This window comes from Roseospira goensis (assembly GCF_014197795.1).
Lineage (GTDB): Bacteria > Pseudomonadota > Alphaproteobacteria > Rhodospirillales > Rhodospirillaceae > Rhodospira > Rhodospira goensis.
This window is the reverse complement of record NZ_JACIGI010000005.1, coordinates 84,430-110,009: the sequence shown is the minus strand read 5'-3', so window position 1 is coordinate 110,009 and position 25,580 is coordinate 84,430. Positions and strand designations below refer to the sequence as shown.

General features: G+C 73.7%; 20 protein-coding genes. 12 read left to right on the top strand and 8 right to left on the bottom strand.

What is annotated here, in order from left to right; all coding sequences use genetic code 11:
- Positions 1–18 precede the first annotated feature (18 nt).
- Entirely contained in the window at positions 19–1,857 is a 1,839-nt protein-coding gene (locus GGD88_RS04485; RefSeq protein WP_184432152.1) for an ABC transporter ATP-binding protein, read from the top strand.
- Between the two features lie 22 nt (positions 1,858–1,879).
- On the opposite strand, the gene GGD88_RS04480 is transcribed toward GGD88_RS04485, so the two are convergent.
- Together GGD88_RS04480 and GGD88_RS04475 are read right to left on the bottom strand one after the other, a co-directional pair.
- Complete coding sequence (locus GGD88_RS04480; RefSeq protein ID WP_184432150.1) at positions 1,880–2,824, bottom strand: IclR family transcriptional regulator; 945 nt, start codon at positions 2,822–2,824, stop codon at positions 1,880–1,882.
- 269 nt (positions 2,825–3,093) lie between these two features.
- On the bottom strand, positions 3,094–4,626 hold the full coding sequence (locus tag GGD88_RS04475) for a 3-hydroxyacyl-CoA dehydrogenase (RefSeq protein WP_184432148.1): 1,533 nt from the start codon (positions 4,624–4,626) through the stop codon (positions 3,094–3,096).
- Positions 4,627–4,790: 164 nt separating this feature from the next.
- Here GGD88_RS04475 and GGD88_RS04470 point away from each other — a divergent pair, with 164 nt between their 5' ends.
- On the top strand, positions 4,791–5,795 hold the full coding sequence (locus GGD88_RS04470; RefSeq protein ID WP_184432146.1) for an NAD(P)H-dependent flavin oxidoreductase: 1,005 nt from the start codon (positions 4,791–4,793) through the stop codon (positions 5,793–5,795).
- A 64-nt stretch (positions 5,796–5,859) separates the two neighbouring features.
- On the opposite strand, the gene GGD88_RS04465 is transcribed toward GGD88_RS04470, so the two are convergent.
- The gene (locus tag GGD88_RS04465) at positions 5,860–7,026 is read right to left on the bottom strand and encodes an acyl-CoA dehydrogenase family protein (protein WP_184432144.1); all 1,167 of its coding nucleotides are present in this window, start codon (positions 7,024–7,026) and stop codon (positions 5,860–5,862) included.
- A gap of 288 nt (positions 7,027–7,314) precedes the next feature.
- On the opposite strand from GGD88_RS04465, the gene GGD88_RS04460 reads away from it, so the two are divergent.
- From GGD88_RS04460 to GGD88_RS04435, 6 genes are all read left to right on the top strand, one after another.
- On the top strand, positions 7,315–8,487 hold the full coding sequence (locus tag GGD88_RS04460; protein WP_184432142.1) for a thiolase C-terminal domain-containing protein: 1,173 nt from the start codon (positions 7,315–7,317) through the stop codon (positions 8,485–8,487).
- A gap of 11 nt (positions 8,488–8,498) precedes the next feature.
- Entirely contained in the window at positions 8,499–9,515 is a 1,017-nt protein-coding gene (locus GGD88_RS04455) for a hypothetical protein (RefSeq protein ID WP_184432140.1), read from the top strand.
- Complete coding sequence (locus GGD88_RS04450; RefSeq protein ID WP_184432138.1) at positions 9,512–9,934, top strand: Zn-ribbon domain-containing OB-fold protein; 423 nt, start codon at positions 9,512–9,514, stop codon at positions 9,932–9,934. The genes GGD88_RS04455 and GGD88_RS04450 overlap by 4 nt, the downstream gene beginning before the upstream one ends.
- A 39-nt stretch (positions 9,935–9,973) precedes the next feature.
- Positions 9,974–11,152 carry a phenylacetate--CoA ligase family protein gene (locus tag GGD88_RS04445; protein ID WP_184432136.1) on the top strand — a complete coding sequence of 393 codons (1,179 nt, stop codon included), beginning with the start codon at positions 9,974–9,976 and terminating at the stop codon, positions 11,150–11,152.
- Between the two features lie 74 nt (positions 11,153–11,226).
- Positions 11,227–12,339, top strand: coding sequence for a lipoate--protein ligase family protein (locus GGD88_RS04440; protein WP_184432134.1), 1,113 nt, complete (start codon positions 11,227–11,229; stop codon positions 12,337–12,339).
- A gap of 41 nt (positions 12,340–12,380) precedes the next feature.
- Positions 12,381–13,178 (top strand): enoyl-CoA hydratase-related protein, encoded by a 798-nt coding sequence (locus tag GGD88_RS04435; RefSeq protein ID WP_184432132.1) that lies wholly within the window; start codon positions 12,381–12,383, stop codon positions 13,176–13,178.
- Between the two features lie 39 nt (positions 13,179–13,217).
- Here GGD88_RS04435 and GGD88_RS04430 read toward each other — a convergent pair whose 3' ends face one another.
- On the bottom strand, positions 13,218–14,012 hold the full coding sequence (locus tag GGD88_RS04430; RefSeq protein WP_184432130.1) for an SDR family oxidoreductase: 795 nt from the start codon (positions 14,010–14,012) through the stop codon (positions 13,218–13,220).
- Positions 14,013–14,050: 38 nt separating this feature from the next.
- On the opposite strand from GGD88_RS04430, the gene GGD88_RS04425 reads away from it, so the two are divergent.
- A complete protein-coding gene (locus GGD88_RS04425; RefSeq protein ID WP_184432128.1) occupies positions 14,051–15,472 on the top strand; it encodes a hypothetical protein in 1,422 nt (473 codons plus the stop codon).
- A 26-nt stretch (positions 15,473–15,498) separates the two neighbouring features.
- Here GGD88_RS04425 and GGD88_RS04420 read toward each other — a convergent pair whose 3' ends face one another.
- The 4 genes from GGD88_RS04420 to GGD88_RS04405 are packed head-to-tail and all read right to left on the bottom strand — an operon-like array spanning position 15,499 to position 20,140.
- Positions 15,499–17,298, bottom strand: a complete 1,800-nt coding sequence (locus GGD88_RS04420) for an acyl-CoA dehydrogenase family protein (protein WP_184432126.1) — start codon at positions 17,296–17,298, stop codon at positions 15,499–15,501.
- Positions 17,295–18,524 (bottom strand): CaiB/BaiF CoA transferase family protein, encoded by a 1,230-nt coding sequence (locus tag GGD88_RS04415; protein ID WP_184432125.1) that lies wholly within the window; start codon positions 18,522–18,524, stop codon positions 17,295–17,297. Before GGD88_RS04415 ends, GGD88_RS04420 begins: the two co-directional genes overlap by 4 nt.
- A 27-nt stretch (positions 18,525–18,551) precedes the next feature.
- A complete protein-coding gene (locus GGD88_RS04410; RefSeq protein WP_184432123.1) occupies positions 18,552–19,325 on the bottom strand; it encodes a CoA-transferase in 774 nt (257 codons plus the stop codon).
- Entirely contained in the window at positions 19,322–20,140 is an 819-nt protein-coding gene (locus GGD88_RS04405; protein WP_184432122.1) for a CoA transferase subunit A, read from the bottom strand. Before GGD88_RS04405 ends, GGD88_RS04410 begins: the two co-directional genes overlap by 4 nt.
- A gap of 448 nt (positions 20,141–20,588) precedes the next feature.
- Here GGD88_RS04405 and GGD88_RS04400 point away from each other — a divergent pair, with 448 nt between their 5' ends.
- The 3 genes from GGD88_RS04400 to GGD88_RS04390 all read left to right on the top strand — a co-directional run bounded on the left by GGD88_RS04400 (position 20,589) and on the right by GGD88_RS04390 (position 25,549).
- Complete coding sequence (locus GGD88_RS04400; protein WP_184432120.1) at positions 20,589–21,743, top strand: TAXI family TRAP transporter solute-binding subunit; 1,155 nt, start codon at positions 20,589–20,591, stop codon at positions 21,741–21,743.
- A 261-nt stretch (positions 21,744–22,004) separates the two neighbouring features.
- On the top strand, positions 22,005–23,945 hold the full coding sequence (locus GGD88_RS04395; protein WP_184432118.1) for a TRAP transporter permease: 1,941 nt from the start codon (positions 22,005–22,007) through the stop codon (positions 23,943–23,945).
- Between the two features lie 56 nt (positions 23,946–24,001).
- Positions 24,002–25,549: a class I adenylate-forming enzyme family protein gene (locus GGD88_RS04390; RefSeq protein WP_184432116.1), complete on the top strand. Its 1,548-nt coding sequence runs from the start codon at positions 24,002–24,004 to the stop codon at positions 25,547–25,549.
- The last annotated feature ends 31 nt before the right edge of the window (positions 25,550–25,580 follow it).

Here is a 25,580-nt window from a genome sequence, read left to right as displayed (position 1 = left end):
CAACCGTCGGACGGGGCCATGACCAGCGAGCGGCAACAGGACAACGACACGGCGGCGGCGCCGGTGCTGACGGTGCGGGGCCTGCGCACGCAGGTGGCCACACCGCGCGGCCCGAAGATCGTGGTCGACGGCCTGGACCTCGACCTGCACCCCGGCGAGGTGCTGTGCATCGCCGGCGAGAGCGGCAGCGGCAAGTCGATGACCTCGCTGTCCATCATGGGCCTGCTGCCCCAGCCGATGGCGCGGGTGGTCGGCGGCTCGGTCACGCTGGACGGGCGCGAGCTGGTCGGCCTGGGCGAGCGTCAGATGCGCGCCCTGCGCGGCGCCGAGATCTCGATGATCTTCCAGGAACCGATGACCTCGCTGAACCCGGTGCTGACCATCGGCCGCCAGATCACCGAGGCGATCGAGGCCCATCGCCCCTTGGGCCGGGCGGAGGCCCGCACCCGCGCCATCCAGGCGCTGGAAGCGGTACGCATCCCCGAGGCGGCCCGGCGCCTGACGCAGTACCCCCACGAGCTGTCCGGCGGCATGCGCCAGCGCGTGATGATCGCCATGGCGATGGCCTGCGGCCCCAAGGTGCTGATCGCCGACGAGCCCACGACGGCACTCGACGTCACCATCCAGGCCCAGATCCTGGAGTTGATGCGCGACCTGCGGCGCGACTCGAACACCGCCATCATCCTCATCACCCACGACATGGGCGTCGTGGCGGAGATGGCCGACCGCGTCATCGTCATGAACCAGGGCCGGGTGGTGGAGAGCGGCCCGGTGCTGGACATCTTCGAGCGCCCGCAGGCCGCCTACACCCGCGACCTGCTGGCCGCGGTGCCGCGCCTGGGCGCCAACGCCGGCCGCGACGGCCCGGCGCGCGGCCAGCCGGGCCGGCCGGCGGAGGCCGCCCCGGCCGCCCCACCCGCCGAGCCCGCCCCGGTCGTGCGGGTGCGCGACCTCACGGTGCGCTTCGACATCACCGGCGGCCTGCTGCAACGGGTGGTCAACCGCGTGCACGCGGTCGAGGGCGTGTCCTTCGACCTGACCCCGGGCGAGACCCTGGCGATCGTGGGCGAGAGCGGCTGCGGCAAGTCCACCACCGGCAAGGCGCTGATGAACCTGATCCCGTGGCAGGGCGAAATCGTCATCGACGGCACCGCCACCCACGGCCTGAGCCGGCGCGCCATGCGCCCGGTGCGGCGGCATATCCAGATGGTGTTCCAGGACCCCTACGCCTCGCTCGACCCGCGCATGACGGTGGGCGAGCTGGTGGCCGAGCCGCTGGTGATCCATGGCCTGGCCTCGGGCCGCGAGTTGGACGACCGGGTGGCCGAGCTGTTCCGCCGCGTCCGGCTGGAACCGGAGCAGCGCCACCGCTACCCCCACGAGTTCTCCGGCGGTCAGCGCCAGCGGGTGTGCATCGCCCGCGCGCTGGGCCTGTCGCCCCGGGTGATCGTGGCCGACGAGTCGGTCTCCGCGCTCGACGTCTCGGTGCAGGCCCAGGTCCTCGACCTGATGCAGGAGCTTCAGGACGAGTTGGGTCTGTCCTACCTGTTCATCTCCCACGACATGGCGGTGGTGGAGCAGATCAGCCACCGCGTCGCCGTCATGTACATGGGCCGCATCGTCGAGATCGGCCGTCGCCGCGATGTCTTCGACACCCCGCGCCATGCCTATACGCAGAAGCTGTTGCAGGCGGTGCCGCTGCCCGACCCGCGCAACCGGCGCGACCATTTCCGCAAGCTGGACGGCGAGATCCCCAGCCCGGTGCGGCCGCTGGACTACGCCCCGCCGCCGCAGTACTTCATGGACGTCGGCCCCGGTCACCGGGTGGCCGCCGACCCGCTCGGGGCGGCCCCGTGACGCGGGCGTGGCGGGAGCCGGTTCAGCGCCCGATCATCGGGCCGATGCTGCGGCACAGGTGCACCAGGCGCGGCCCCAGGTCCTGTTGCAGCCGCGCCGGCTCCAGCGCGAAGGCCGGGCCGGCGCAGTTCATCGCCATCACCGTGCTGCCGTCCGCCGACAGCAGGGGCACGCCGACCCCGCGTACGTCGCGCTTCCACTCGTGATCGACGTAGCAGAAGCCGCGGTCTTCCACCTCGGCGATGGCGTCCTTGATACGCCCGTCCAGCTCGGGCCAGTCGGCGCCGTGCACGCGCTGGAGATGGAACAGGATCACGTCGCGTTCGGCCTCGTTGAGGCCGGCCAGAAACGCCCGCCCCAGCGCCGTGGTGGCGATGGGAACCCGGCTGCCGATGTCGAGCCGCAGCGTGGTCAGGGCGCTCGAACTGCACTCGTCCACGTAGATCATGCTGAGGCGGTCGCGGCTGGCCAGCGCCACCGACGCGTTGGCGTGATTGGCGAGTTGCTGCATGTAGTCGTGCGCGATCTGGCGCACCCGCATGTTGGACAGCACGGGATAGCCCAGCGCCAGGATGGACGGCGCCGGCTCGTATTTGCCCAGCCGCTTGATGAAGGTGAGATAGCCCAGCTCGGTCAGGGTGTAGGTCAGCCGCGAGACCGTGGCCTTGGGCAGCCCGGTGATCTCGGCCAGTTCGCTGTTGCCCAGCGGTCCCTGGCCGGGCCGGAACGCCCGCAGGATCTCCAGGCCGCGCGCCAGCGCCCAGACGAACTTGCGGTCGCTGGCGTGCCGCGCCCCCAGGTCACCGTCCTCGTAGAGCAAGGGCACGGTGGAGCGCGACGCAGCCCCGGCGGCGCCGTCCCCGTCCGGGGCGGCCGCGGGTGTCGGGGTCTCAGGGGAGCGGGACTTGGCGCCCGTCTTGCGGGCGCGGGGGGCGGTCTTGGCTTTCCGTCTCTCGTGTTCGTCCATACCGATCCCTGGTGATGCGCGTCTGCGGTCCCTGCGGCCGAGCCCGCCCGGTCAAACGATGGCGCGGGAGGAGGCGCCGTCCTCACCCGCCCGGCTGCATGCGGCTCCGGCGGCCGGTCCCGACGACCGGTGGTCCAGGGTAGCGGCCCCGTCCCCCCTTCGCCATGGCGTTCCGCGGGACGACGGAAGCGGCCTGGCATACCGCCCGCGGCGCCCGGGGCGCCCGAGCCGGCGCCGCGGCGGGCGTAGGGGCCGCGTTGTGGTCCGTATCAGTCGGCCACGGCCGGGGCTGTCAGCGCCAGTCCGAGCGCGGCGCGGCGACGCAGCCACGGGCTGGGGCGGTAGCGCGGATCCCCGGTCAGAGCGCGGATCGCCTCGAGGATGGCCAGTACGGTCGCCGGTCCCAGGTCGTCGCCCATCTCCAACGGACCCCGGGGATACCCGAGTCCCAGGCGCACCGCCCGGTCGATATCGCCCGGGGCGGCGATGCCCTGCTGCGCGATGTCGCAGGCGATGTTGACGATGGTCGCCACCACCCGCTGGGCCACGAAGCCGGGGCTGTCGGCGATCACCGACACCGCCGCGCCGCTGGCCGCGAGGGCGGCGTGCGCGGCGTCGCGGGCGGCCGCGGTGGTCGCCGGCGTGGTCATCATGGTGAGGCGGGCCGGGGTGGCGAAGGCCATATCGACCGCGACCGTGCGCGCCGCCGGCACCCCCTGGCGCACCGCCTCGGCGGTGGCATCGGTCCCCACCGGTGTGACCAGGCAGACGCTGTCCGGGCCGGGCACGTCGCCGTCGTCGAGCGGAACATCGGCCCCGGCCAGGGTTGCCCGCAGCGGAGCCGCGAACCGGGGCACGGCCGGGCTCACCCACAGCGGCACCTGACGCAATGGCGGGGCCGACGGCTCGGCCGGGGTCTCGCGGGTGCCGTCGTGATAGCGATAGAAACCCTGGCCGGTCTTGCGGCCGTACAGGCCGGCCGCGACCTGCTGTGCGGCGAGCGGCGTCGGCCGAAAGCGCGGTTCGTCGAAGAACTGGCGGTAGATCTGCTCCATCACGGGAAACGACACGTCGATCCCGGTCAGGTCGAGCAGTTCGAACGGTCCCATGCGGAACCCGGCGCAGTCGCGCAGGATGCGATCCACGGTGACCGGGTCGGCGACACCCTCCTGCACCACCCGCAGCCCCTCGGTGTACAGCCCGCGCCCGGCGTGGTTGACCAGGAAGCCGGGGGTGTCGAGGACATGCACCGCCGTGTGACCCCAAGCTTCGGCCAGCCGCGCCAGGGCGTCGGTGACCGCCGGCGCGGTGCGGCTGCCCCGGATCACCTCGACCACCGTCATCAGTGGCACCGGGTTGAAGAAGTGCAGGCCCGCCACCCGCTCCGGCCGCCGACACCCCGCGGCAATGGCCGTCACCGACAGCGACGAGGTGTTGGTGGCCAGGATGGCGTCATCCGCCAGGATGCCCTCTAGGTCCGTGAACAGCGCTGTCTTCACCTCCAGGCGCTCGGCGGCCGCCTCGATCACCACCGCCGCCGGCGCCAGTGCCTCCAGGCTGGGGGCGGCGTGGAGTCGATCGGTCGCGGCCTCGGCGTCCGCCGGCGTCATGCGGCCCTTGGTCGCGGCGCTGGCGAAGCGCGCGGCCACGAAGGCCCGCGCCGCCGACACCACCTCCGGGGCCACATCGTACAACAGCACCGGCGTGCCGGCGGCGGCGGCGATCTGGGCGATGCCGCGCCCCATCGTGCCGGCGCCGACGATGGCGACGGGGCGGGCGGGATCGGCGAGGGACGCGGTCATGGCGCGGGCTCTCCCTGAAGGCAGCGGTGGAGACGGCGGGCGGAGCCTGCCATGCGCTTTGCGGAAATACAATCCGCTTAGCGAAACAGTCACCGTTGTGGTCGCATGCGGGCTATGTCATAACACGAACCGTCCCGCCCGTGCCCCCGTCCCCAGGAGGTCCCATGGCGCTTCCGGAGTCGTTCCGCCACAGCCTGCGCCTGCCGGTCGTCGGCGCCCCGATGTTCCTGGTCTCGCGGCCGGCGCTGGTGATCGCGCAGTGCCGGGCCGGCATCGCCGGGGCGTTCCCGGCCCTCAACGCCCGTCCGGCGGAAACCCTGGACCCCTGGCTGACCGAGATCCGGACCGCCCTCGACGCCACCCCCGGGGCGGCGCCGTTTGGGGTCAACCTGATCGTCCACCGCACCAATCCACGCCTGGAGACCGACCTGGCGACCGTGGTGCGCCACCGCGTGCCCTTCGTCATCACCTCGATCGGGGCGCCGGACGCCATCGTCGACGCCATCCACGGCTACGGCGGGCTGGTGTTCCACGATGTCACCACGCTGCGCCACGCCCGGCGCGCCATCCGCGCCGGGGTCGACGGCTTGATTCTGGTCGCCGCGGGGGCCGGCGGCCATGCCGGCACGCTGAGCCCGTTCGCGCTGCTGCCCGAGGTGCGCGCCCTGTTCGACGGCACCCTGATCCTGGCCGGGGCCATCGGCGACGGCGCCGCCATCCGCGCCGCCCGGATGCTGGGTGCCGATCTGGCCTATATGGGGACACGCTTCATCGCCACGCAGGAGTCGGCGGCGGGCGACGCCTACAAGCGCATGATCGTCGACTCCGCCGCCGCCGATGTGGTCTACACCCCGGCCTTCACCGGCGTGGCCGGCAACTATCTGCGCGGCTCGATCGCCAATGCCGGGCTCGATCCCGACGCGCTGCCGCCGCCGGGCGCGCTGGCGGTGGGCGACCACGGCAAGCGGCCCAAGCAGTGGACGGAGATCTGGGGCGCCGGCCAGGGTGTCGGGAGCATCACCGATGTCCCCACCGTGGCCGCGCTGGTCGACCGCCTGGCGGCCGAGTACGCCGAGGCCGGGCGCGCCGCCGCCACCGACCCGTTCGACACCACCCCCGGGGCCGCCCCCGCCCGGGCACCGTATGCCGGCCGCGTCAGCGGACCCTGAGGACGCGACACCCGCCGCCAGGTCGCCCGCCCGCCGGTCGTGCCGAGTCTGTCGCGCCGGCCGCTCAGAGGCCCAGCCCCTGCTCGGCCTCGCGGATCATGGCGCGGGCGATGACAAGCTGCTGGATCTGGGTGGTGCCCTCGTAGATGCGGAACAGGCGGGCATCGCGGTACAGGCGCTCGACCGGGGTGTCGGCCATGTAGCCGGCGCCGCCGTGGATCTGCACCGCCCGGTCGGCGACGCGGCCGACCATCTCGCTGGCGAACATCTTGGCGCAGGCGGCCTCCTTGGAGACGCGCGCGCCGGCGTCGTGGCGGCGCGCGGCGTCCAGGGTCATGCAGCGCGCGGCGTACAGCTCCGCCTGGCTGTCCGCCAGCATGGCCTGGACGAGCTGGAACGCGGCCACCGGCTGGCCGAACTGACGCCGCTCCATGGCATAGCCCAGAGCCTCGTCCAGCAGCCGCCGGGCGGCGCCGACGCACACCGCCGCGAGGTGGATGCGGCCGCGGTCCAGCACCTTCATGGCGGTCCGGAAGCCCTGGCCGGCCTTCTCCGGGCCGCCGATGATGGCCTCGGCCGGCACCCGCACGTCGTCCAGGATGACGTCGGCCGTATGGGCGCCGCGCTGGCCCATCTTGCGATCGCACGGCCCGATGCTGAGGCCGGGCCGGCCGGCCTCGACCAGGAACGCCGAGATGCCGTCGGCCCCCGGCCGGTCGGGCTCGCTGCGCGCCATCACGGTCAGCAGCCCGGCTTCGGGCGCGTTGGTGATGTAACGCTTGGTGCCGCGCAGCAGGTAGTCGCCACCGTCCCGGCGCGCCACGGTGCGCAGCGCCGCCGCATCCGAGCCGACGTCGGGTTCGGTCAGGCAGAAGGCGGCGATCAGGTCACCGGCGGCGATGGCGGGCAGGTAGGCCCGCTTCTGCGACTCGGTGCCGTCGATGACGATGCCCTGCGAGCCGATCCCGTTGTTGGTCCCCAGCATGGAGCGGAACGCCACCGAGGCCCGGCATAACGCGAACAGGATTTCGGCCTCCGCCTCCAGGGGCAGGCCGAGTCCGCCGTAGGCCTCCGGCACCGACATGCCGAACAGGCCCATCTCCTGCAGCAGCGCGCGGATGTCGTCGGGGATGCGGTCGGTCTCGACCACCGTCTGTTCGGCGGGCATGAGCCGTTCGGTCACGACGCGATGGACGGTCTCGGTCAGGGACCGGACGAGGGCGGTGTCCATGGGTATGCGGTCCTCCGGTCGGACGCCAGGGGGGGAGGGACGCGGTCGGGCGCCCGCGATCGAGGCGTCGCCGCCGCCTTTTGCAGAATTGCATTTTGCCAGACGGAATTCAAACGTCGATCGAACCGTTTCCGGCGCGGGGGCTACGCCCGTCCATCCCGACCGCGACCACGCGGAGGGGCACCCGCCGATGTCCGTTGCGCACAGGGCTTGCCACGGAGCGCGCATTTCGGGCATTGTGATTCCATTCTGAGGCTCCTCGTTCTGCTTAGTGAAATGGGGTTCTGCATGCGGCGTGTCGCGGTCATCGGTGTCGGCCAGACCAGCTACGGCCTGAGCCCCGAACGCACCCTGAAATCCCTGTTCGCGGAGGCCGCCCGCGCCGCCTTCGCCGACGTCCCGGGCGGACTCGATCCCGGGGCGGTCGACGAGGCCTATATCGGCAGCCTGTCCACCGGCGGCTCCCAGCTCGGCAACTTCGCCCCGCTGATGCTGGAGTCGGCGGGCATGACCGGCGTGTCCGGCCGCCACGTCGAGAGCGCCTGCGCCTCGTCCGGCTTCGCCTTCCGCGATGCCTACCTCGCCGTGGCCTCGGGGGCGGCCCGCATCGCCGCCGCCGGCGGCATCGAGAAGATGTCCGACCTGCCGCGGGAGCGGACCCGGTCCTGGCTCGGCGTCTCCGGCGACGTCGAGTGGGAGCGCCTGGCCGGCACCAACTTCCCCGGCATCTACGCCATGATGGCCCGCCGCCACATGCACGAGCACGGCACCACCAAGGCCCAGATCACCGCCGTCGGGGTCAAGAACCGCGCCAACGCGGTTGCCAATCCGACGGCGCAGGTGCGCAAGGCCATCACCCTCGATCAGGCCCTGGCCATGCCGATGCTGGCGGACCCGTTCTGCCTGGCGGACGCCTGCGGCATCACCGACGGGGCCTCGATGGTGCTGCTGTGCGACTGGGAGACCGCCCGCGCCTTCACCGACACCCCCGTCGAGGTGGTCGGCAGCGGCGCCGGCACCGATTTCGTCGCCATCCACGACCGCCCCTCCCTCACCCGCCTGCCGGCGGCGCGCAAGGCGGCCTGTCAGGCCTACGCCCAGGCCGGCCTCGGCCCGGCGGACATCGACCTGGCGGAGGTGCACGACTGCTTCACCATCGGCGAGATCCTGGCCTACGCCGACCTGGGGTTCTGCGACGAGGCCGAGGCCGGCCGGCTGGTCGCGGACGGCGTGACGGCCCGCGACGGCCCCCGGCCGGTCAACGTCTCCGGCGGCCTGATCGGCAAGGGTCATCCCATCGGGGCCACCGGCACCGGCCAGATCTACGAGCTGGTGCACCAGTTGCGCGGCACGGCCCGGGAGCCGAGCCGTCAGATCGCCGCGCCGCGCTACGGCCTGGCGCACAACGTGGGCGGCTCCGGCGGCAGCGTCGCCGTGCACATCCTGAAAGCCGCCGACTGAGGGGACGCACCATGACCGCAGCACCCGTCGGCCTGTCCGCCTATGCGGCCCGCCTGCCGCGCCTGCGCCTGCCGGCCGCGGCCTATCGCGATGCCTGGGGCACCTGCGCCGCGCGCGGCCTGGAGCGCAAGGCCGTCTGCGCCTACGACGAGGACGCCGTCACCCTGGCGGTGGCGGCGGCCCGCGCCGCCCTGACCCACAGCGCCGCGCCCGCCCCTTTCGACGCCCTGATTCTGGGCGCCACCAGCCTGCCCTACGACGAGAAGCCCTCCGCCGCCACCGTGCTGTCGGCGCTGACCGCCCGGCGCGACGTGCGCGTGGTGGAGATCGGCGGCAGCCCCCAGGCCGGCCTCCAGGCCCTGCTGGTGGCGTGGGAGTACTGCGCCGCCCATCCGGGGCGCTCCGCCCTGGCGGTCGCGGCCGATGCCCCGGCGGCGCCGGCCGACGTGCCGCACGAGCATGCCCTCGGCGCCGGCGCGGCGGCCTTCCTGGTGGGGCCGGACACCGCGGCCGCCACCCTGTGCCATTGCGCCGCGGTGACCCTGGAGACCTTCGGCGCCCGGCTGCGCCGGCGCGGCGAGGCCACCCTGCGCGACCTGGAACTGCGCACCGACACCGTGGCGCCGGCCCTGGCGGACCTGCGCGCGGCGGTCGCGGACTGGGGGCCGCCGGATCGGCTGGCCGTCGGCGGCGACGCCGCGGCGGCGCGGCGCGCCGGGGGTGTGTTCGGTCTCTCCGCGCCGGCGCTGTCCGCCCCCTGGGCGCGGATCGGGGACTGTGGCGCCGCCCTGGCCCCGCTGGCGCTGTGTGACGCGCTCGACCGGGCGGCGCCGGGCGAGCGGGTGATGGCCGTCGCCTTCGGGGCCGGCGCCCTGGCCCTGGACCTGACGGCGGGGCCGGGCCTGGCCAGCGGGCGCGCCGACACGGACTCCGTGGCCGTCCTGGCCGACGGCGGCGAAGAGATCGGCTACGTCGCCTACCTGCGCCACCGCCGCATGCTGTCCAGTCGTCTGGGAGGCACCGCATGAGCGCCTACATCTCGCTGCCCATGTTCGGGGCCGGCACCGGACAGCGCCTGCGCCTGGAGGCCGGGCGCTGCCGGTCCTGCGCGGCGCTCGTCTACCCCCAGCGGCCCCAGTGCCCGGGCTGCGGCGATGACGCCTTCGATACCGCGCCGCTATCGGGCACCGGGACCCTGTACACCTACACGGTCATCGCCGGCGGCGGGGCACCCGCCGAGTTCGACGACCAGCAGACCATGACCGGCCCCCTCACCGTCGGCGTGGTGGCGCTGACCGAGGGGCCGCACGTGATCGCCCAGATCGCCGACGCCGACCCGGAGACGCTGGAAATCGGCATGCCCCTGCGCGCCGTGGTGCGTCGCCTGTTCGACCAGGAGGGCGTGGTGCGCTATGGGACCAAGTTCGTGCCCGCCGCCGACGCCTGACCACCCCGTCCCGTTCTCCCGTTCAAAGGGCTCCCCCCAATGACCGGTGCCGTCCCCTTTCCCCGCGACGCCATCAACGCCATGCTGGAGCGGCTGCGCGGGCACCCGTTCCATGGCCCGCGCCTGCCGGCGCGGGTCACCGACGCCGCCGATTTCGCCGCCACGGTGCCGCTGATGCGCCGCGAGGACCTGCTGGCGGAACTGCGCAAGCCCGGACTCGGCGCCTTCGCCTGCCCGCACGCGGTGCGCATGAACTTCTCGCCCATGGGCGGTGGGCTGGCGCCGATCCTGCACACCGCGGGCGATCTGGCGGCGCTGACGGCGGCCTGCCGCACCCACCTGGACGCCTGCGGGATCGGGCCCGGCGACGTCTGCGCCGTCACCTTCGGCTACCACCTGTTCGTCGCCGGCCTGTTCTACCAGACCCAGATGGAGACCTGCGGGGTGACCTGCCTGCCGCTCGGCCCCGGCGAGGCGGCGCGCACCGCCGGCCTGTGCGCCGAGGCCGGGGTGACGGTGCTGGCCGGCAACCCCAGCTTCGCGCTCACCCTGCGCGAGGCCGGGATGCCGCCACCGCGGGTGTTCTTCGCCGGCGGCGAGCCGTTCACCGGCAACCGCCCCCTGTACGCGGCGGTGCGCGCGGCGATGCCGGACACCCTGCTGATCGACTCGTTCTCGCTGTCGGAGGTGCTGCCGGTGGCCCGCACCGTCCCCGGCGGCACCGGCGTCCATGTGTTCGACGAGTTGGTCTATGCCGAGGTGATCGACCCCGACAGCGCAACCCCGTTGCCGCCGGGCACGCGCGGCGAACTGGTGCTGACCCATCTGGTCAAGGAGGCCCAGCCGCTGGTGCGCTACCGCACCGGCGACCTGACGGTGCTCACCCACACCGCGCCGCTGCATGGCCGCACGGTGAACCTGCCCCGGGTGGTGTTCGGACGCACCGACAGCATGGTCAAGGCCAGGGGCGTGAAGCTGTACCCGTCGGAGCTGCGCAGCGTGCTGCTCGGCGTGCCCGGCGTGACCGGTGGTCATCGGCTGACGGTGCGCACGGTGGACGGACGCGACCACCTGACCCTGAGCGTGGCCGGCACCCTGGACGACGCCACCGCCGAGGCCGTGCGGCGGGCCTTCAAGAGCCAAACCCTGGTCTCGCTGGACGCCCTGGAGACCGTGGACACGCTGCCGGACGGCCCGGCGATCGCGGACGCGCGCTGAGCGCCGACTACCCCCCACGCGCCGGGACTCCGCACCCCGCCCGGCCCCTTCGCCCTTCGGGAGGAGCCCCCGTCATGACCGCACCCCTGCCCTGGCGTCTGGTGGTGGATCGCAACGCCTATACCGACTTCTCGGTGTCGGTCTCGCCCGCCGTCGAACGGGCGGTGGCGCGCGGCAGCGTTCCGCCCACCGTCTATCTCAACATCTTCGACCGCGACAGCCTCACCATCGGCGTCAACGAGGACCCCACCCAGGTGCTCGACCTGGCGTTCTGCGACGCCCATGGCATCGAGGTGCGCCGCCGGGTCAACGGCGGCGGCGCCATCTACGCCGGCGCCGGCTCCATCTTCGTCTGCTTCTATCTGCCCACCGCCCTGCCCGGGGTGCCGGACACCGCCCGGGCGGCCTTCCCCCAGGTGCTGGGCGCGGTGGCCGAGACCCTGCGGCGGCGCTATGGCGTGCCGGCGCGCTACCGCCCCCTCAACGACGTCGAGGTCGAGGGCCGCAAGCTGATGCCGACCTCGCTGAAGATCGAGGACGGCGTCATGACCCTGCGTGTGCTCATCAACGTCACACCGGTCGACACCGCGGTGGCGGCCCGCGCCATCCCGCTGCCGCCGGAGAAGACCCGGGACAAGGTGCACAAGGACATGGCGAGCCGCACCACCTGCCTGGAGCGCGAGGCGGGCCGGACGTTCACCGAGGCCGAGCTGGAGCGCCTCACCCGCGAGGTCACCGAGGACGCCTTCGGGGTCGCGGACCTGCGACGTCAGCCGCTGTCCGACGCCGAGCGCGCCGACGCCGCCGACCTGCGCGCCCGCCTGACCGCCGATGCCTGGTTGTACGGCAAGACCGAGGCGCGGCGCTTCGGCGACCTGACCGGGGCCGCCGTGGGACGCGGCCGGGTCAAGGCCGTCGGCGGCCTGATCTGGACCGCCCTCAAGGTCCGCGACGGCACCGTCGCCGCCGCCCTCGTCAACGGCGACTGGCACCCGCGCCCGACCGACAGCGTGGCCTGGCTGGAACAGGCGCTGGCCGGCTGCCCGGCGACCACCGAGGCCCTCCGCGCCCGCGTGGCCGCGTTCCTGGCCCGCGACGACGTCGAGTTCGCCGGCATCGAGGCCGAGGACCTGGCGGCCGCCTTCGACAGGGCGCTGGCCGACCTGTGCCCGGCGACGCCGGGCTGACCACACCTCCCCCCCACCCATTCCCAAAGGAGAGACCCGCCATGACCGAGGTGGTGGTGCTGGAGCGGCCCCGCGCGGGCGTCGCCGTGCTGCGGCTGAACCGGCCGGAGGCCCGCAACGCGCTGTCGATGCCCGTGCGCGAGGCGCTGGCGCGGCACCTGACGGATCTGGCCGGCGACGACGGCGTGCGGGCCGTGGTGCTGACCGGCGGCCCCGACGTGTTCGCCGCCGGCGCCGACATCAAGGCGATGGCCACCGCCGGCCCGGCCGAGATGATGCGCCGCGGGGTCGAGCGCCTGTGGGCGCCGATCAAGGACTTTCCCAAGCCCCTGATCGCCGCCGTCAACGGCTGGGCGCTGGGCGGCGGGTGCGAACTGGCGATGCACGCCGACATCATCATTGCCGGGGCCAGCGCCCGGTTCGGCCAACCGGAGATCAAGGTCGGCATCATGCCGGGCGCCGGCGGCACCCAGCGGCTGGTGCGCGCGGTCGGCCGGTACAAGGCCATGAAGCTGTTGCTCACCGGCGAGCCGGTGGACGCCGCCGAGGCCGAGGCCATGGGCCTGGTCTCCGAGGTGGTGCCCGACGCCGAGACGCTGGGGCGGGCGCTGGACCTGGCCGCCGCCATCGCCGCGCTGCCGGCCCTGGCGGTCTGCAAGATCAAGGAGGTGGTGCGGGCCGGCGCCGATCTGCCGCTGGACGCCGCCCTGGTCCTGGAGCGTCAGGCCCTGCACCTGCTGTTCGACACCGCCGACCAGAAGGAGGGCATGGCCGCCTTCATCGAGAAGCGCAAGCCGGCCTTCAACCAAACACCGGCGCCCTCGCCGGCGCCCTCGTAGGGGGGATGGCGGGGCCGCACCCGGCCCCGCCGCCGTCCGTCAGGCCATCGCCCCCAGTGACGCGCCGCCGCAGACGTACAGCGTCTGCCCGGTGATGAAGCCGGCCTCGGGGGCGGCGAAAAAGGCCACCGCGCGCGCCACCTCGGCCGGCTCGCCCAGGCGGCCGAGCGGGATCGCCTCCATCAGGCGGCGGGTCTGCGGCGCGTCCGGCGGATTGCTGGCGCGGAACAGCGCGGTGGCGATGGGGCCCGGGGCGACGGCGTTGCAGGTGATGCCGTGCGGGGCCAGTTCCTGCGCCCAGGTGCGCACCAGGCCGATCATGCCGGCCTTGGTGGCGGCGTAGGCGGTGCGGTTCGGCTTGCCCAGGGCGGCGCGGCTGGCGATGCCGACGATGCGCCCGGAGCCGGCCTGCCGCATCGCCGGCACGGTGGCGCGCGCCGCGAGGATGGCCGAGTTGAGGTTGACGTCGGCCAGCCGGCGCAGGTCCGTCCAGGCGGTCTCGTCCAGGCTGGCGTTGATGCACTGGCCGACGTTGGCGACCAGGAGGCCGAAGGACCGCGTGGCCGTCACCTCGGCCAGCACCGCCTCGGCCGCCGCCGGGTCGGCGAAATCGACCGCCACGGTCTCGACGCCCGGCGGCGGATCCGGCACCGGGTCGCGGTCCAGGTTCAGCACCCGGTAGCCGTCGGCCGCCAGGCGGTCGACGATGGCCCGGCCGATACCGGCGGACCCGCCGGTCACCAGGGCCTGGCGGGCGAGGTCGGGCGCCTCGCCGGCGGGCGTGGCGGACGGGGACGGGAGCGGGGACGGAATGGAGGATGGGGGACCGGACATGACAGGCTCCTGCGGGAGGGGAGGAAGGACACGGACGCATGACCGTCGCGGCCGGTGAGCGCGGGCACCGCGGACGGGACCGGCTGGCCGGCGGCCTGATCGTCGTGGTCTGGGCCGGTGTGCTGGTGCAGGCCCTGGCCGGCACCTCCGCACCCGGACCGGTGGCCGTGACGCTGGTCGCGCTGGCCGCCTATCTGCTGACCCAGGCCGGCTGCCTGAGCCGCACCGCCTGGGCGCACCTGTCGGTCGGCGCGGCCGTGGCGCTGACGACGGTCGTTCTTCTCGACGATCCCGGCCCGACCCTGGTCACCGGCCTGGGCCGCGCCGCCTTCCTGGCCGCCCTGTTCGCGGCCCTGGGGACCCTGCGCGAGGCGGCGCGCGCCTCGCCGATGGTGCACGAGACCGGCCGCATGCTGACCCAGCAGCCGCCGGGCCGGCGCTACGTGGCGATCACGGCGGGGGGCACGCTGTTCGGGGCGATCCTCAACTTCGGCGCCATCGGGCTGCTGGGCGGCATGATCCAGGACGCCAACACGGTCCAGGCCGCGCGCGGCGAGGCCCGCATCCGCGCCATCCGCGAGCGGCGCATGATGCTGGCGCTGCTGCGCGGTTTCTCGGTGCTCATGTTCTGGTGCCCGCTGACGGTGGCCTACGCCATTGTCGGCGAGACCCTGGCCGGCGCCCATTGGACCGGCCTGATGACCCTGGGTCTGGGCATGGCGGTGATCGTCATGGCGATCGGCTGGACCCTCGACCGCCTGACCATGCCGCGCCCCCGCGCCGTCGGCCCGCGGGCGCCGTTTCGGTGGCGCCGGTTGGGGCCGCTGCTGGGCCTCCTGCTGCTGGTGTTCGGACCCGCCGTCGCGGTCGAACAGCTCACCGCCGGCCGCCTGATCCATGGTGTCATCCTGGTGGTGCCGGTGCTGGCCACGGCGTGGCTGACCCTGGCCCGGGGACCGGCGGGAGCGGCGCGGCGGCTGGGCCGTTACCTGGCGACGGCGGTTCCCAACCAGCGGGCCGAAATCGCCGTGCTCGGCAACGCCGCCTTCATGGGGGCGGCGATCGCCGGCGTGTTGCCGGCCGTCGGGCTGCACGATCCGTTCGCCGGCCTGACCGGCCTCGGCATGCCGACGGTGCTGGTGCCGGCCGTCGTGCCCTGGCTGGTGGTGGCGGCGGGCCAGGCCGGCGCCAACCCGCTGCTCACCGTCACCGTGCTGGTGGCGCTGATCGGCGATCCTGCGGCCCTGGGGGTCAGCCCAACCGTGCTGGGGCTCGGGCTGGTGATGGGCTGGGGGCTGACGGTGGGCTCGTCGCCGGCCACCGCGGCGACCATGATGATCGGGCGCATGACCGACCGCAGCGCCGCCGCCGTCGGGCGGGGCTGGAACGGCGGTCACACCCTGGTCAGCCTGACCGCCGTCTCGCTCGCCCTGGCCGGCCTGCATCTGGCGTGGCCGTAGACCCGGCGCCGCCGGGCGGCGCGCGCTCAGGCGCCGGCGGCGGTCGCCAGGTCGCACGGCGCGCCGTCCAGCAGCACGGCGGCCGCCGCCGCCTCGGCCGCGTCATCGGCCGGCGCCAGCGGATCGGGGGCCGTCAGCCGGTGATCGAGCACCAGCCGCGCCAGCAGCAGCCGGCGGGCATCGCCCGTGCGGGCGTGCAGCGCCGCCCCCTCCAGGGCCAGCACCGCCGCCGCGGCGGCATGGTACAGGCCGCTGGCCGCCTGCCGCGCCAGCCGCTCCCCGGCCGGACCGCCGTCCCGCGCCTCCTCGACCAGCGCCACGGCGCGGTCGAGGCCGTCGGTCAGGCGCGCCAGCAGCGGCGCCGGCACCGCCTCGGCCGCCAGCCTCTGCTTGAGACCGCCGGACAGGGCGCGATGGGCCTCCACCGTGCGCGCCGCCCGCAGCACGTCCAGCGCGACGATGTTGCTGGTGCCCTCCCACACCGAGCCCAGCAGGGCGTCGCGCACCAGGCGCGGGTTGACCCACTCCTCGATGTAGCCGGCGCCGCCGCGCACCTCCAGGGAATCGGCGGTCACGGTGCGGGCGTCGCGACAGGCGCGGAACTTCAGCAGCGGGGTGAGCGCCCGCAGCAGGCGCCCGGCCTCGCCGTCGCCGGCGTCGGCGCGGGCCATGACGGCGGCGGTGAACAGGCTCAGCGACAGTGCCTGTTCGGTCGGCAGCAGCAGCTTGAGAAGCTGGCGCCGCATCAGCGGCATGTCGGCCAGCCGGCGGCCGAAGGCGACGCGCTGCTCGGCCACGTACAACGCCTCGTGCCAGGCCCGGCGCATCAGGCCGGCGGCGCGCACGCCGTTGGACAGCCGCGAGGCGTTGATCATCTCGGCCATCTGCTTGAAGCCCTGGCCGAGGTCCCCGACCAGATAGGCGACGGCACCGTCCATCCGGATCTCGCCGGAGGCCATGGAGCGGGTGCCCAGCTTGTCCTTCAGGCGCACGATCCGGTAGGCGTTGATGCGCTCCGGACCGGCCGCGTCGGCGGGCACGGTGCGCGGCATCAGGAACAGGCCCAGGCCGCGCGTCCCGGGCGGCGCGCCCACGGGCCGCGCCAGCACCATGGTCCAGGCCGCGTCCGGGTTGGAGCAGAACCACTTGTCGCCGGACAGCCGCCAGCCCCCGGCGCCGTCGCGCTCGGCCACCACGGTGGCGGCGCCGACGTCCGAGCCGGCGCCCTGTTCGGTGATGAACATGGCGCCCTGCGCCAGGCTGTCCAGGTCGGTGGCGACCAGGCCGTCGAAGGCGCGGGCGATCAGGGCGGGATCGCCGAACCGGACCAGGGTGCGGGTGAGCGCGTCGGTCATGCTGAGCGGGCAGCACAGGCCGAACTCCGCCTGCACGAACAGATAGGTCAAGGCGTACTTGGCGGCCGGCGGCATCGGCGCCGGCCAGCCGAGAACACCGCCGCGATGCGACAGGGCGGCGAGGCCGAACTCGCCGAAGGCGATCCGTTCCAGCGCCACGTAGGCCGGGTGCTTCTCGACCCACGGGCGGTCGCGGCCCTGACGGTCGCGCGGGTGCAGCACCGGCGGATGCCGGTCGGCGGCATGCGCCAGGTCATCCAGCCGGGTGGTGATCATGGCGCCGAGCCGGGCCAGGTGCGGCTCCAGGTGGGCCAGCAGGTCGGCCGGCAGATAGAGCGGCAACAGGTCCCGCAGCGCGCCGTCGCGCGCATACAGATCCAGGCCGCGGGTGTCGGGCAGGATATCCGGGTCGGCGGCGTCGGCCGGGGCACCGGACGCGGGGGCGGCGGCGGCGATCGTGGGGGCGGTCATGCGGGGTCCTCCGCGGTGGCGCGCGCGTCGGCGCTGCGCAGCACCCCGGCGGCCTCCAGCGCGGCGATGTCGGCGGCCGACCAGCCGCGCTCGGCCAGCACGGCGCGGCTGTCCTGCCCCAGCGCGGCGGGCGGGCGGCGCACCGCGCCCGGGGTGCGGTCCATCTTGATCGGCACGCCGGTGCCCCGGTAGGCACCGACCTCCTCCACCATGCGGCGATGCTGGGTGTGGGGGTCGTCCAGCACCTCGGTCAGGTCGCGCACCGTGCCGGCCGGCACCCCCAGGCGCAGCAGGTCGGCGCACAGCGCGTCGGCGTCGTGCGGCGCCAGCAGCGCCACGAGAGCGGCGCGCAGGGCGTCACGGTTCTCGACCCGATCGGCGTTGGTGCGGAAGCGCGCCTCCTCGGCCAGCTCCGGGCGGCCGAGAAACCGGCACAGGGCGGCGAACTGCCGGTTGTTGCCCACCGCCAGGAAGATCGGCCGGGTGCGGGTGGGAAACTGATCGTACGGCGCGATGTTGGGATGGGCGTTGCCGGTGCGCCGGACCGGCCGGCCGGTCATCAGGGTGTTGGCCGCCTGCGGATGCAGCAGCGCGATGGAGCTGTCGTAGAGGGCGACGTCCAGCTTCTGGCCCCGGCCGCTGCGCGTGCGCTCCAGCAGGGCCATCAGGATGGCGATGGCGGCGGTCATGCCGGTGCCCAGGTCGACGATCGGCGTGCCCATGCGCAGCGGGCCGGTGTCCGCGTTGCCGTTGACGCTCATGGTGCCGGACAGCGCCTGCACCACCGCGTCGTAGCCGGGCAGGCCGCCCAGGGGGCCGTCGTCGCCGAAGCCGGTGATGTGGCAGTAGACCAGCCCCGGGAACCGCGCCGACAGCCCGTCGTCCCAGCCGAGGCCCCACTTCTCCAGCGTGCCGGACTTAAAGTTGTGAATCAGCACGTCGGCGCCGTCGAGCAGCCGGAGCAGCACGGCGCGGCCCTCCTCCCGCGCCAGATCCAGGGAGACAAACCGCTTATTGCGGTTGGCGCCGGAGAAATAGGCCGACAGGCCGTCGCGGAAGGGCGGTCCCCAGGCGCGGGTTTCGTCGCCGGCTGGCGGCTCGATCTTGATCACCTCGGCGCCGTGGTCGGCCAGGATCTGGGTGCAGTACGGGCCGCCCAGCACGCGCGTCAGGTCGATCACGGTGGTGCCGGCGAGGGCGCCGAACGGCGAAGCGGTCTCGGTCATGGCGTCGAACACCCTGCGGTCAGACGGTCAGTGCGAAGGGGTGGCGCCGAACAGGTCGGCGGCGAAGCGGGGATAGGTCTCGGCCACCTCGGCAGCCACGGGGCCGCGCAGCAGCGCCAGCGTGGAAGCGGTCGGGACCGGGGTCTCGGGAACGCTGTCGGGCAGGTCGACATCGAACCCGGTGTTGTCCAGGACCTCCTCGACCGTGTGGCCGGGGTGGACCGAGCGCAGACGGAAGCGGCCGCGCGCGCGGTCGAAGGCCATCACGCACAGCCCCGTGACCAGGGCATGCGGCCCGCCCGGGCGCCAGACCCCGGGCGCGGTGGCGCCGGGCGCCGAGATGTAGTCCACCTTCGGCACGAAGATGCGGCGGTCGTGCTCCTCGCGGAACAGGATCACCCGCGGCACCACGAAGTACAGGTAGGCCGACCCGAAGGCCCCGGAGAAGCGGGCCTTGGGGCGCTGCGGGTCGCCCAGGCAGGTCAGGTTGATGTTGGCCGCGCCGTCGATCTGCACGCCGCTGAGGAAGAAGGCGTCGATGCGGCCCTGCCCGGCGCAGTCGAACAGCTCGCGGCCGCCGTCGGTGAAATAGGTGTGGCGCCGGCTGCCCAGCAGGGTCACCCGGCAGGCCCCATCGGACCGCGCCCGCGCCAGCAGCGCGGCGCTGCCGGGCAGGGGCGAGACGGCCCCGACGGCCACGTTGCGGCAGCCCTGGAGCAGGTCGGACAGGGCGTGGATCAGGACCTCGCGCGGATGCGGGGGCGTCGGGACGGTGTCGATGGGACGGGGGTCCGCGCTCATGCCGCTTGTCTCCCGCGCACGGCGGCCAGCCCGGCCGGCAGATCACCCACGGCCACGGCCCGCGCCCAGTCGGCCACCACCGCCGGTTCGGGGTCGTACAGGTCCTGGAGTCCCAACGGGCGTGCGCCGCCCGGTGCCCGCGCCACCGCCGTGACGTATAGCGCCGGCAGCACCCCGGCCGCGGTCGCCTCCTCCGCCAGCAGGTCGGTGTCCACGATCTCCTCGACCGTCACCAGGGTGGCGCGGGCGGCATGCGCCAGGGTGACCAGTTCGCGCCGCCGCCCGACCCAGACGTTGCCGTCGCGATCGGCGCGCGGGGCGTGGAACAGCGCCACGTCGGGCCGAATCGCCGGCACCACGACGATGCGCCGGTCCTCCGGCGCTTCCGGGAAGGGATTGTCGACGATGCGCCAGTCCGGCCGGTGACGCAGGAGGTCGGAGCCGATGATGCCGCGCACCGCCTGGAACGGCACGCCGGCCTCGGCGGCGCGGAACCCGGCGTGCAGCGCCGGGCAGGTGGCATCGAGGATGCGCAGCGTGCCCGCCTTGGCGGCGCGCCCGAAGGCCGGCGGCAACCCCGCCTCGCCCAGCGTCACCGCCGCCGTCTCGATGGTGTCCACGCAACCGGCGGCGATCAGCATGTCGGCCTGAAGCCCGCTGCTGGGCAGGCAGACCAGATGCAGGCCGCGCCGGCCGGCCTCGACAAGCGCCAGGGTGGCGGTCACCGCCACCCCGCCATAGTCGGGCGGCACCGCCAGCTTGGCGCCGTCCGGGATGCGGGCGACGAGATCGCCGACGTCGCGGCACACGGTCATGGCCTCCTCCCTGTTCCCGGGTTCCCGGGGTGGTCGTCTTGCGGTCGCTGGGTCCGCGGGGCCGCCGGGCTTGGCCTTCCAGCAGCCGGGGCGCACCACACCGGCGGCCGCCGCGCCGGAGCCGATCGGAACGCCGTGCACCGGCCCGCGACTCCCCCTAAAACGATACTTGCATCCGGGATACTCGCGAGTCACTCTACCACCATCGAAACCAAATTTCAAAACGCGGGTTCAGCGTTTCATCCTGCGGAACAACAGGTTTCGAATGACGGGAAGACCAAGGCCGGGTCGGGCCCTCACCGCGACCGGGACCGGGACGGGCGTCGCGCCAGCACGCCGCGCGGGGGTGGTCCCCGGCGCGACGGAGGGCGATCCGCCCCGCCCGCGACGGCGGGACCGGCCGGGCCGTTCGGGTCACGACCCAGCATCTCTCGGGAGGAAAAGCGACATGATCGTTCGGAACGGGCCGGCCCTGGCCGGCGGGGCGCTGGTGGCCGCGGCGTTGGCCGTGGGGCTGGCGGTGGGGGGTGCCGCGCGCGCCCAGGAGGCCACTGTCCCCGACACCATGATGTGGAGCGCCTACGACGTCGGCTCCAGCGGCTACACCGAGGCCTCCGCGGTCGCCGACGCCATGATCAAGACCTACGGCACCCGCATTCGCATCATGCCCTCCGGGACCTCCATCGGCCGCCTGCTGCCCCTGAAGACGGGGCGGGTGCAGTACGGTTGGCTGGCCAACGAGGTCTACTTCGCCACGGAAGCCGTCTTCGACTTCGCCAGCAACGAATGGGGTCCGCAGGACCTGCGGGTGCTGATGGGCCGACCGGCCGGCTTCGGGCTCGGCTGCGCCGCCGACGCCGGCATCGAGTCCATCGCGGACGTCGCCGGCAAGCGGGTCTCGCGCATCGAGGCCAACCCGTCGGTCAACATCAAGGTCGCGGCCATCCTGGCCTTCGCCGGCCTGACCTGGGACGACGTCGAGGTGGTCGAGATGCCCTCCTACGGCGCCGCCCTGCGCGGCGTGGTCGAGGGCACCAACGATTGCGCCGGCGGCGTGCCGACGGCCGGCACCTTCCGCGAACTGGAGGCGTCCAGCCGCGGCATCACCTGGCCCGACATGCCCGCCGACAACACCGAGGCCTGGGAGCGCCTGCGCGCGGTCGCGCCGTTCTTCGCGCCGACCGCCGAGACCGTCGGCGCCGGCCTGTCGGAAGAGACCCCGGCCCAGCTCATCGCCTACCGCTATCCGATGATCACCACCTACGCCGACACGTCCGAGGAGGACGCCTACAACTTCGTCAAGGCCATGGACGAGACCTTCGACCTCTACAAGAACGCCAACCCGGTGATGCCGCGGTGGACGGTGGAGTCCGCCGGCACCACGCCGGCCGACGCCCCGTTCCATCCCGGCGCCATCCGCTACCTGACGGAGATCGGGGTGTGGACCGACGCCGATGCGGCCTGGAACGCGCAGCGCCTGGCCCGCATGGAGCAGGTCCGCGCGGCCTGGGATGCCGCCCAGGAGCAGGCCCTGGACCAGACCATTCCGGCCAAGGAGTGGCCCGCGTTCTGGGAGAGCTATCGCCAGCAGCACCTGAACTGAGGCACCGACGGACCCGGGCGGAGCGGGCCGGGGCGGACCGGCCCCGCCGCCGTGCCCGGCCGTCGCCTGGCCTGGCGGCCCGGCACCGCGGCATGGCGCCGGGCCGTCCCGATCGCCGGGTCCCGGGCGCTCCCATGGCACCGGGGCCGCCGACCGCCGCGGCTGGGCCGCCGGGGGGACGGCGACCGGCGCTCCCGCAGCGATGTTCCCGGTCGGCGCCCCCGGGGCGGACGCCGGCCGCAGGGACGAGAGGGCGATCCCATGAGCACGCAAGACACGACGGCGCCGACCCTGGAGTGGGGCTGGCGCGGGGACGGACGCCTGTCCGGGGCCGCATGGTTCGCCGCCCTGGTTCTGTCCACGGCCGGATTCCTGGTGGTCGTCAACCAGATCTTCAACCTTGGCGCATTCGGATTCCGTCCCATCAGCACCGGATACTACTACCTGCTGATCGCCCTGTTCCTGGCGGTGGCCTTCCTGTCGTTCCCCGGCGCCCGCCGCGACGCCCACCACGTGCGCTGGTACGACTGGCTGCTGGCCGGGCTCACGCTGGCCGTCGGCGGCTACCTGGCCTGGAACGCGACCAACATCATCAGCCGCGGCTGGGACCTGCTGGCCCCCGATCTGCCGACCGCGGTGGCCGGCGCGCTGGTGCTGCTGGCGCTGGAGGGCGTGCGCCGTTGCGGCGGCCTGCCGTTGCTCATCATCTGTGCCGTGTTCGCGGTCTATCCCCTGTTCGCCGGGTCGATGCCCGGGGTGCTGTGGGGCAGCCAGTACACCCTGGCGGAGACGGCGCGCGCCCATGCCATGGGGGTCGAAAGCATCATCGGCATTCCCATGCGCGTGGTCTCCGACCTGCTGATCGGGTTCATCCTGTTCGGGGTGGCGCTGGTCGCGTCCGGCGGCGGCGAGTTCTTCATGCGCCTGGCGACGGCGCTGTTGGGCGGCACCCGGGGCGGGCCGGCCAAGGTCGCGATCCTGTCCAGCGGCTTTTTCGGCAGCCTGTCGGGCAGCGTGATCTCCAACGTGATCTCGACCGGCGCGATGACCATTCCGACCATGAAGCGCTGCGGCTATCCGGCCTCGTACGCGGGCGCGGTGGAGGCCTGCGCGTCCACCGGGGGGGCGCTGATGCCGCCGGTGATGGGCGCCGTGGCCTTCATCATGGCCAGCTTCCTGAACGTGCCCTACGTCGACATCATGGTGGCGGCCGCGGTGCCGGCGATCCTGTTCTACCTGATCCTGCTGTTGCAGGCCGATGCCTTTGCCGCCCGCACCGGGCTGACCGGGCTGCCGCGCGACCAGATCCCCTCGCTGGTCGCGACCCTGCGCGCCGGCTGGATCTACCTGTTCAGCCTGGGCCTGCTGGTCACCCTGCTGATCGGCTTCAGCATCGAGAGCAAGGCGCCGTTCTACGCCTCCGCCCTGCTGGTGGTAACCGCCATGCTGCTGCAACGGGGCACGGGACGGATCAAGGTGGTCGCCAACATGATGGTCGAGGTGGGCAAGAATATCTCCCACCTGATCGGCATCCTGGCCGGCATCGGCCTGATCGTGGGCGCGCTGTCGATCACCGGGGTGGGCAACGCCTTCTCTCGTGAGCTGGTGCAGTACGCCGGCGACAACGTGTTCCTGATGCTGGTGCTGGGGGCGCTCACCAGCTTCATCCTCGGCATGGGGATGACGGTCAGCGCCTGCTACATCTTCCTGGCCATCGTGCTCGCTCCCGCCCTGATCCAGTCCGGCCTGGACCGCATGGCGAGCCACATGTTCATTCTGTACTGGGGCATGCTGTCCTACATCACGCCGCCGGTGGCCCTGGCCGCGGTGGCGGCGGCCGGCATCGCCAACGCGCCGGCGATGGCCACCGGCATGAAGGCCATGCGGCTGGGGCTGGTGCTGTTCATCCTGCCGTTTCTGTTCGTCTACAACCCGGCGCTGATCCTGAACGGCACGACCGTGGACGTGGCGGTGTCGGTCGCGACCGCAGCGGTGGCGGTATGGATGCTGTCGTCGGCCTTTGAACGCTACCTGTACTTCGCCGGGACGCTGCGGGCCTGGCACGCGGTGGTGCTGCTGGCGGGCGGACTGGCGCTGATGATGCCGGAGCACCGCACCGACGCCATCGGGCTGCTCGCGCTGCTGATGGTCTACGGGGAGCGCCTGATGGTGCACCGGCGCCACCGCCGGCCGGCGGCCTGACGCGCCGTCCGGCGCCCGCCCCCTCCATCCGCACCCGCAGGGAGACCCCCGACCGCATGCGGCCCATCGACTATCTCTACCGCGGCGCCCGGCGCCACCCCGAGGCACCGGCGGTCATCACGCCGTCGGAGACCCTGTCCACCCGCGCCCTGGCGGCCCGCGTGGATGCCCTGGCGGCGGGGCTCCAGGCCCTCGACCCGACGCCGGGCGGCCGCGTCGGCGTGTGCGCCCGGGTGACGGTCGAGCACATGCTGGCCCTGCTGGCGGTGATGGCGGCCGGCAAGGTCTGGGTGCCGCTGAACCCGCGCGACAGCCGCCCCGACCTGGACGCCAAGATCGCCGCCACCCGGCCCGGGCTGCTGATCGCGGACGCGCCCTGTCTGGACCGCTTCACCGTGCCCGTGGGCACCCCGCTGATCGTGGGCGAACCGCCACCGGGCACCGCTCCAGGTACCACCAGCGCCGGCGCCGGCGCCGACACGGTGGCGGGCCTGATCGCGCGCCACCGCGGCGCCCGCCCGGTCGAACATCCCTACAGCCTGGCCGACACCCAGGCCATCAAGTTCACCGGCGGCACCAGCGGCCGCCCCAAGGGCGTGATGCAGCCGATGCGGGCGTGGCTGACCGGGGCGGCATCGGCGGTACACACCCTGGGCCTGACGGCGGCGGACCGCTATCTGATGGCCACCCCGATCACCCACGCCGCCAGCACCTACGTGTGTCCGCTGCTGGCGGCGGGCGGCGCGCTGGTGTTCCTGGAGGAGCAACCGACGGCCGAGACCATCGTCGCCGCCCTGGCGGCGGGATCGGCCACCCTGACCTTCGTGCCGCCGACCCTGCTCTACGCCATGATGGCGGCGGTCGGTCCCGGCGGCGCCCGCTTCCCGGCGCTGCGCCACCTGATCTACGGGGGCGCCCCCATGCCGCCGGCGCGCATCCGCGAGGCCCAGGCCCTGTTCGGTCCGGTGATCGCGACCAGCTACGGCCAGACCGAGGCCCCGCAGATGATTGCCATCAACACCGGGCCGGAGATGGCCGACCCCGCCAACGTGGCGGCGGCCGGCCGTCCCACCCTGCTGACGCGGGTCGGCATCATGGATCCGGACGGGCGCCTGCTGCCGCCGGGCGAGACCGGCGAAATCGTGGTCCAGGGCGGCCTGGTGATGACCGGCTACCTCGACATGCCGGACGAGACCGCGCGCACGATCGTGGATGGCTGGCTGCACACCGGCGACATCGGCCTGCTGGACGAGCGCGACTATCTGGTCATCAAGGACCGGCTGCGCGACGTCATCATCACCGGCGGCTTCAACGTCTACCCGCTCGACGTCGAGGACGCGCTGAACCGCCACCCGGACATCGCGGAGGCCTGCGTCTTCGGACTCCCGGACGACCGATGGGGCGAACGCGTGGTGGCCGCGGTCTGCCCGCGCCCCGGCGCCGCCCCGTCCGAGGCGGCGGTGATCGCCTGGGCCAAGGACCGGCTGGGGTCGGTCAAGGCCCCCAAGGAGGTCCATATCCTGCCCGACCTGCCGCGCAGTCCGGTGGGCAAGGTGCTGAAGCGCGCGGTGCGGGCGCGGGTGGCGGCGCCGACGGTCGACTGAGCAGGCGAGCGCACGGCGCCGCGGCGAACCG

Coding starts and splice junctions, on each gene's coding strand:
- GGD88_RS04485 (WP_184432152.1), top strand. CDS start 19: ATGACCAGCGAGCGGCAACAGGACAACGACACGGCGGCGGCGCCGGTG.
- GGD88_RS04480 (WP_184432150.1), bottom strand. CDS start 2,824: ATGGACGAACACGAGAGACGGAAAGCCAAGACCGCCCCCCGCGCCCGC.
- GGD88_RS04475 (WP_184432148.1), bottom strand. CDS start 4,626: ATGACCGCGTCCCTCGCCGATCCCGCCCGCCCCGTCGCCATCGTCGGC.
- GGD88_RS04470 (WP_184432146.1), top strand. CDS start 4,791: ATGGCGCTTCCGGAGTCGTTCCGCCACAGCCTGCGCCTGCCGGTCGTC.
- GGD88_RS04465 (WP_184432144.1), bottom strand. CDS start 7,026: ATGGACACCGCCCTCGTCCGGTCCCTGACCGAGACCGTCCATCGCGTC.
- GGD88_RS04460 (WP_184432142.1), top strand. CDS start 7,315: ATGCGGCGTGTCGCGGTCATCGGTGTCGGCCAGACCAGCTACGGCCTG.
- GGD88_RS04455 (WP_184432140.1), top strand. CDS start 8,499: ATGACCGCAGCACCCGTCGGCCTGTCCGCCTATGCGGCCCGCCTGCCG.
- GGD88_RS04450 (WP_184432138.1), top strand. CDS start 9,512: ATGAGCGCCTACATCTCGCTGCCCATGTTCGGGGCCGGCACCGGACAG.
- GGD88_RS04445 (WP_184432136.1), top strand. CDS start 9,974: ATGACCGGTGCCGTCCCCTTTCCCCGCGACGCCATCAACGCCATGCTG.
- GGD88_RS04440 (WP_184432134.1), top strand. CDS start 11,227: ATGACCGCACCCCTGCCCTGGCGTCTGGTGGTGGATCGCAACGCCTAT.
- GGD88_RS04435 (WP_184432132.1), top strand. CDS start 12,381: ATGACCGAGGTGGTGGTGCTGGAGCGGCCCCGCGCGGGCGTCGCCGTG.
- GGD88_RS04430 (WP_184432130.1), bottom strand. CDS start 14,012: ATGTCCGGTCCCCCATCCTCCATTCCGTCCCCGCTCCCGTCCCCGTCC.
- GGD88_RS04425 (WP_184432128.1), top strand. CDS start 14,051: ATGACCGTCGCGGCCGGTGAGCGCGGGCACCGCGGACGGGACCGGCTG.
- GGD88_RS04420 (WP_184432126.1), bottom strand. CDS start 17,298: ATGACCGCCCCCACGATCGCCGCCGCCGCCCCCGCGTCCGGTGCCCCG.
- GGD88_RS04415 (WP_184432125.1), bottom strand. CDS start 18,524: ATGACCGAGACCGCTTCGCCGTTCGGCGCCCTCGCCGGCACCACCGTG.
- GGD88_RS04410 (WP_184432123.1), bottom strand. CDS start 19,325: ATGAGCGCGGACCCCCGTCCCATCGACACCGTCCCGACGCCCCCGCAT.
- GGD88_RS04405 (WP_184432122.1), bottom strand. CDS start 20,140: ATGACCGTGTGCCGCGACGTCGGCGATCTCGTCGCCCGCATCCCGGAC.
- GGD88_RS04400 (WP_184432120.1), top strand. CDS start 20,589: ATGATCGTTCGGAACGGGCCGGCCCTGGCCGGCGGGGCGCTGGTGGCC.
- GGD88_RS04395 (WP_184432118.1), top strand. CDS start 22,005: ATGAGCACGCAAGACACGACGGCGCCGACCCTGGAGTGGGGCTGGCGC.
- GGD88_RS04390 (WP_184432116.1), top strand. CDS start 24,002: ATGCGGCCCATCGACTATCTCTACCGCGGCGCCCGGCGCCACCCCGAG.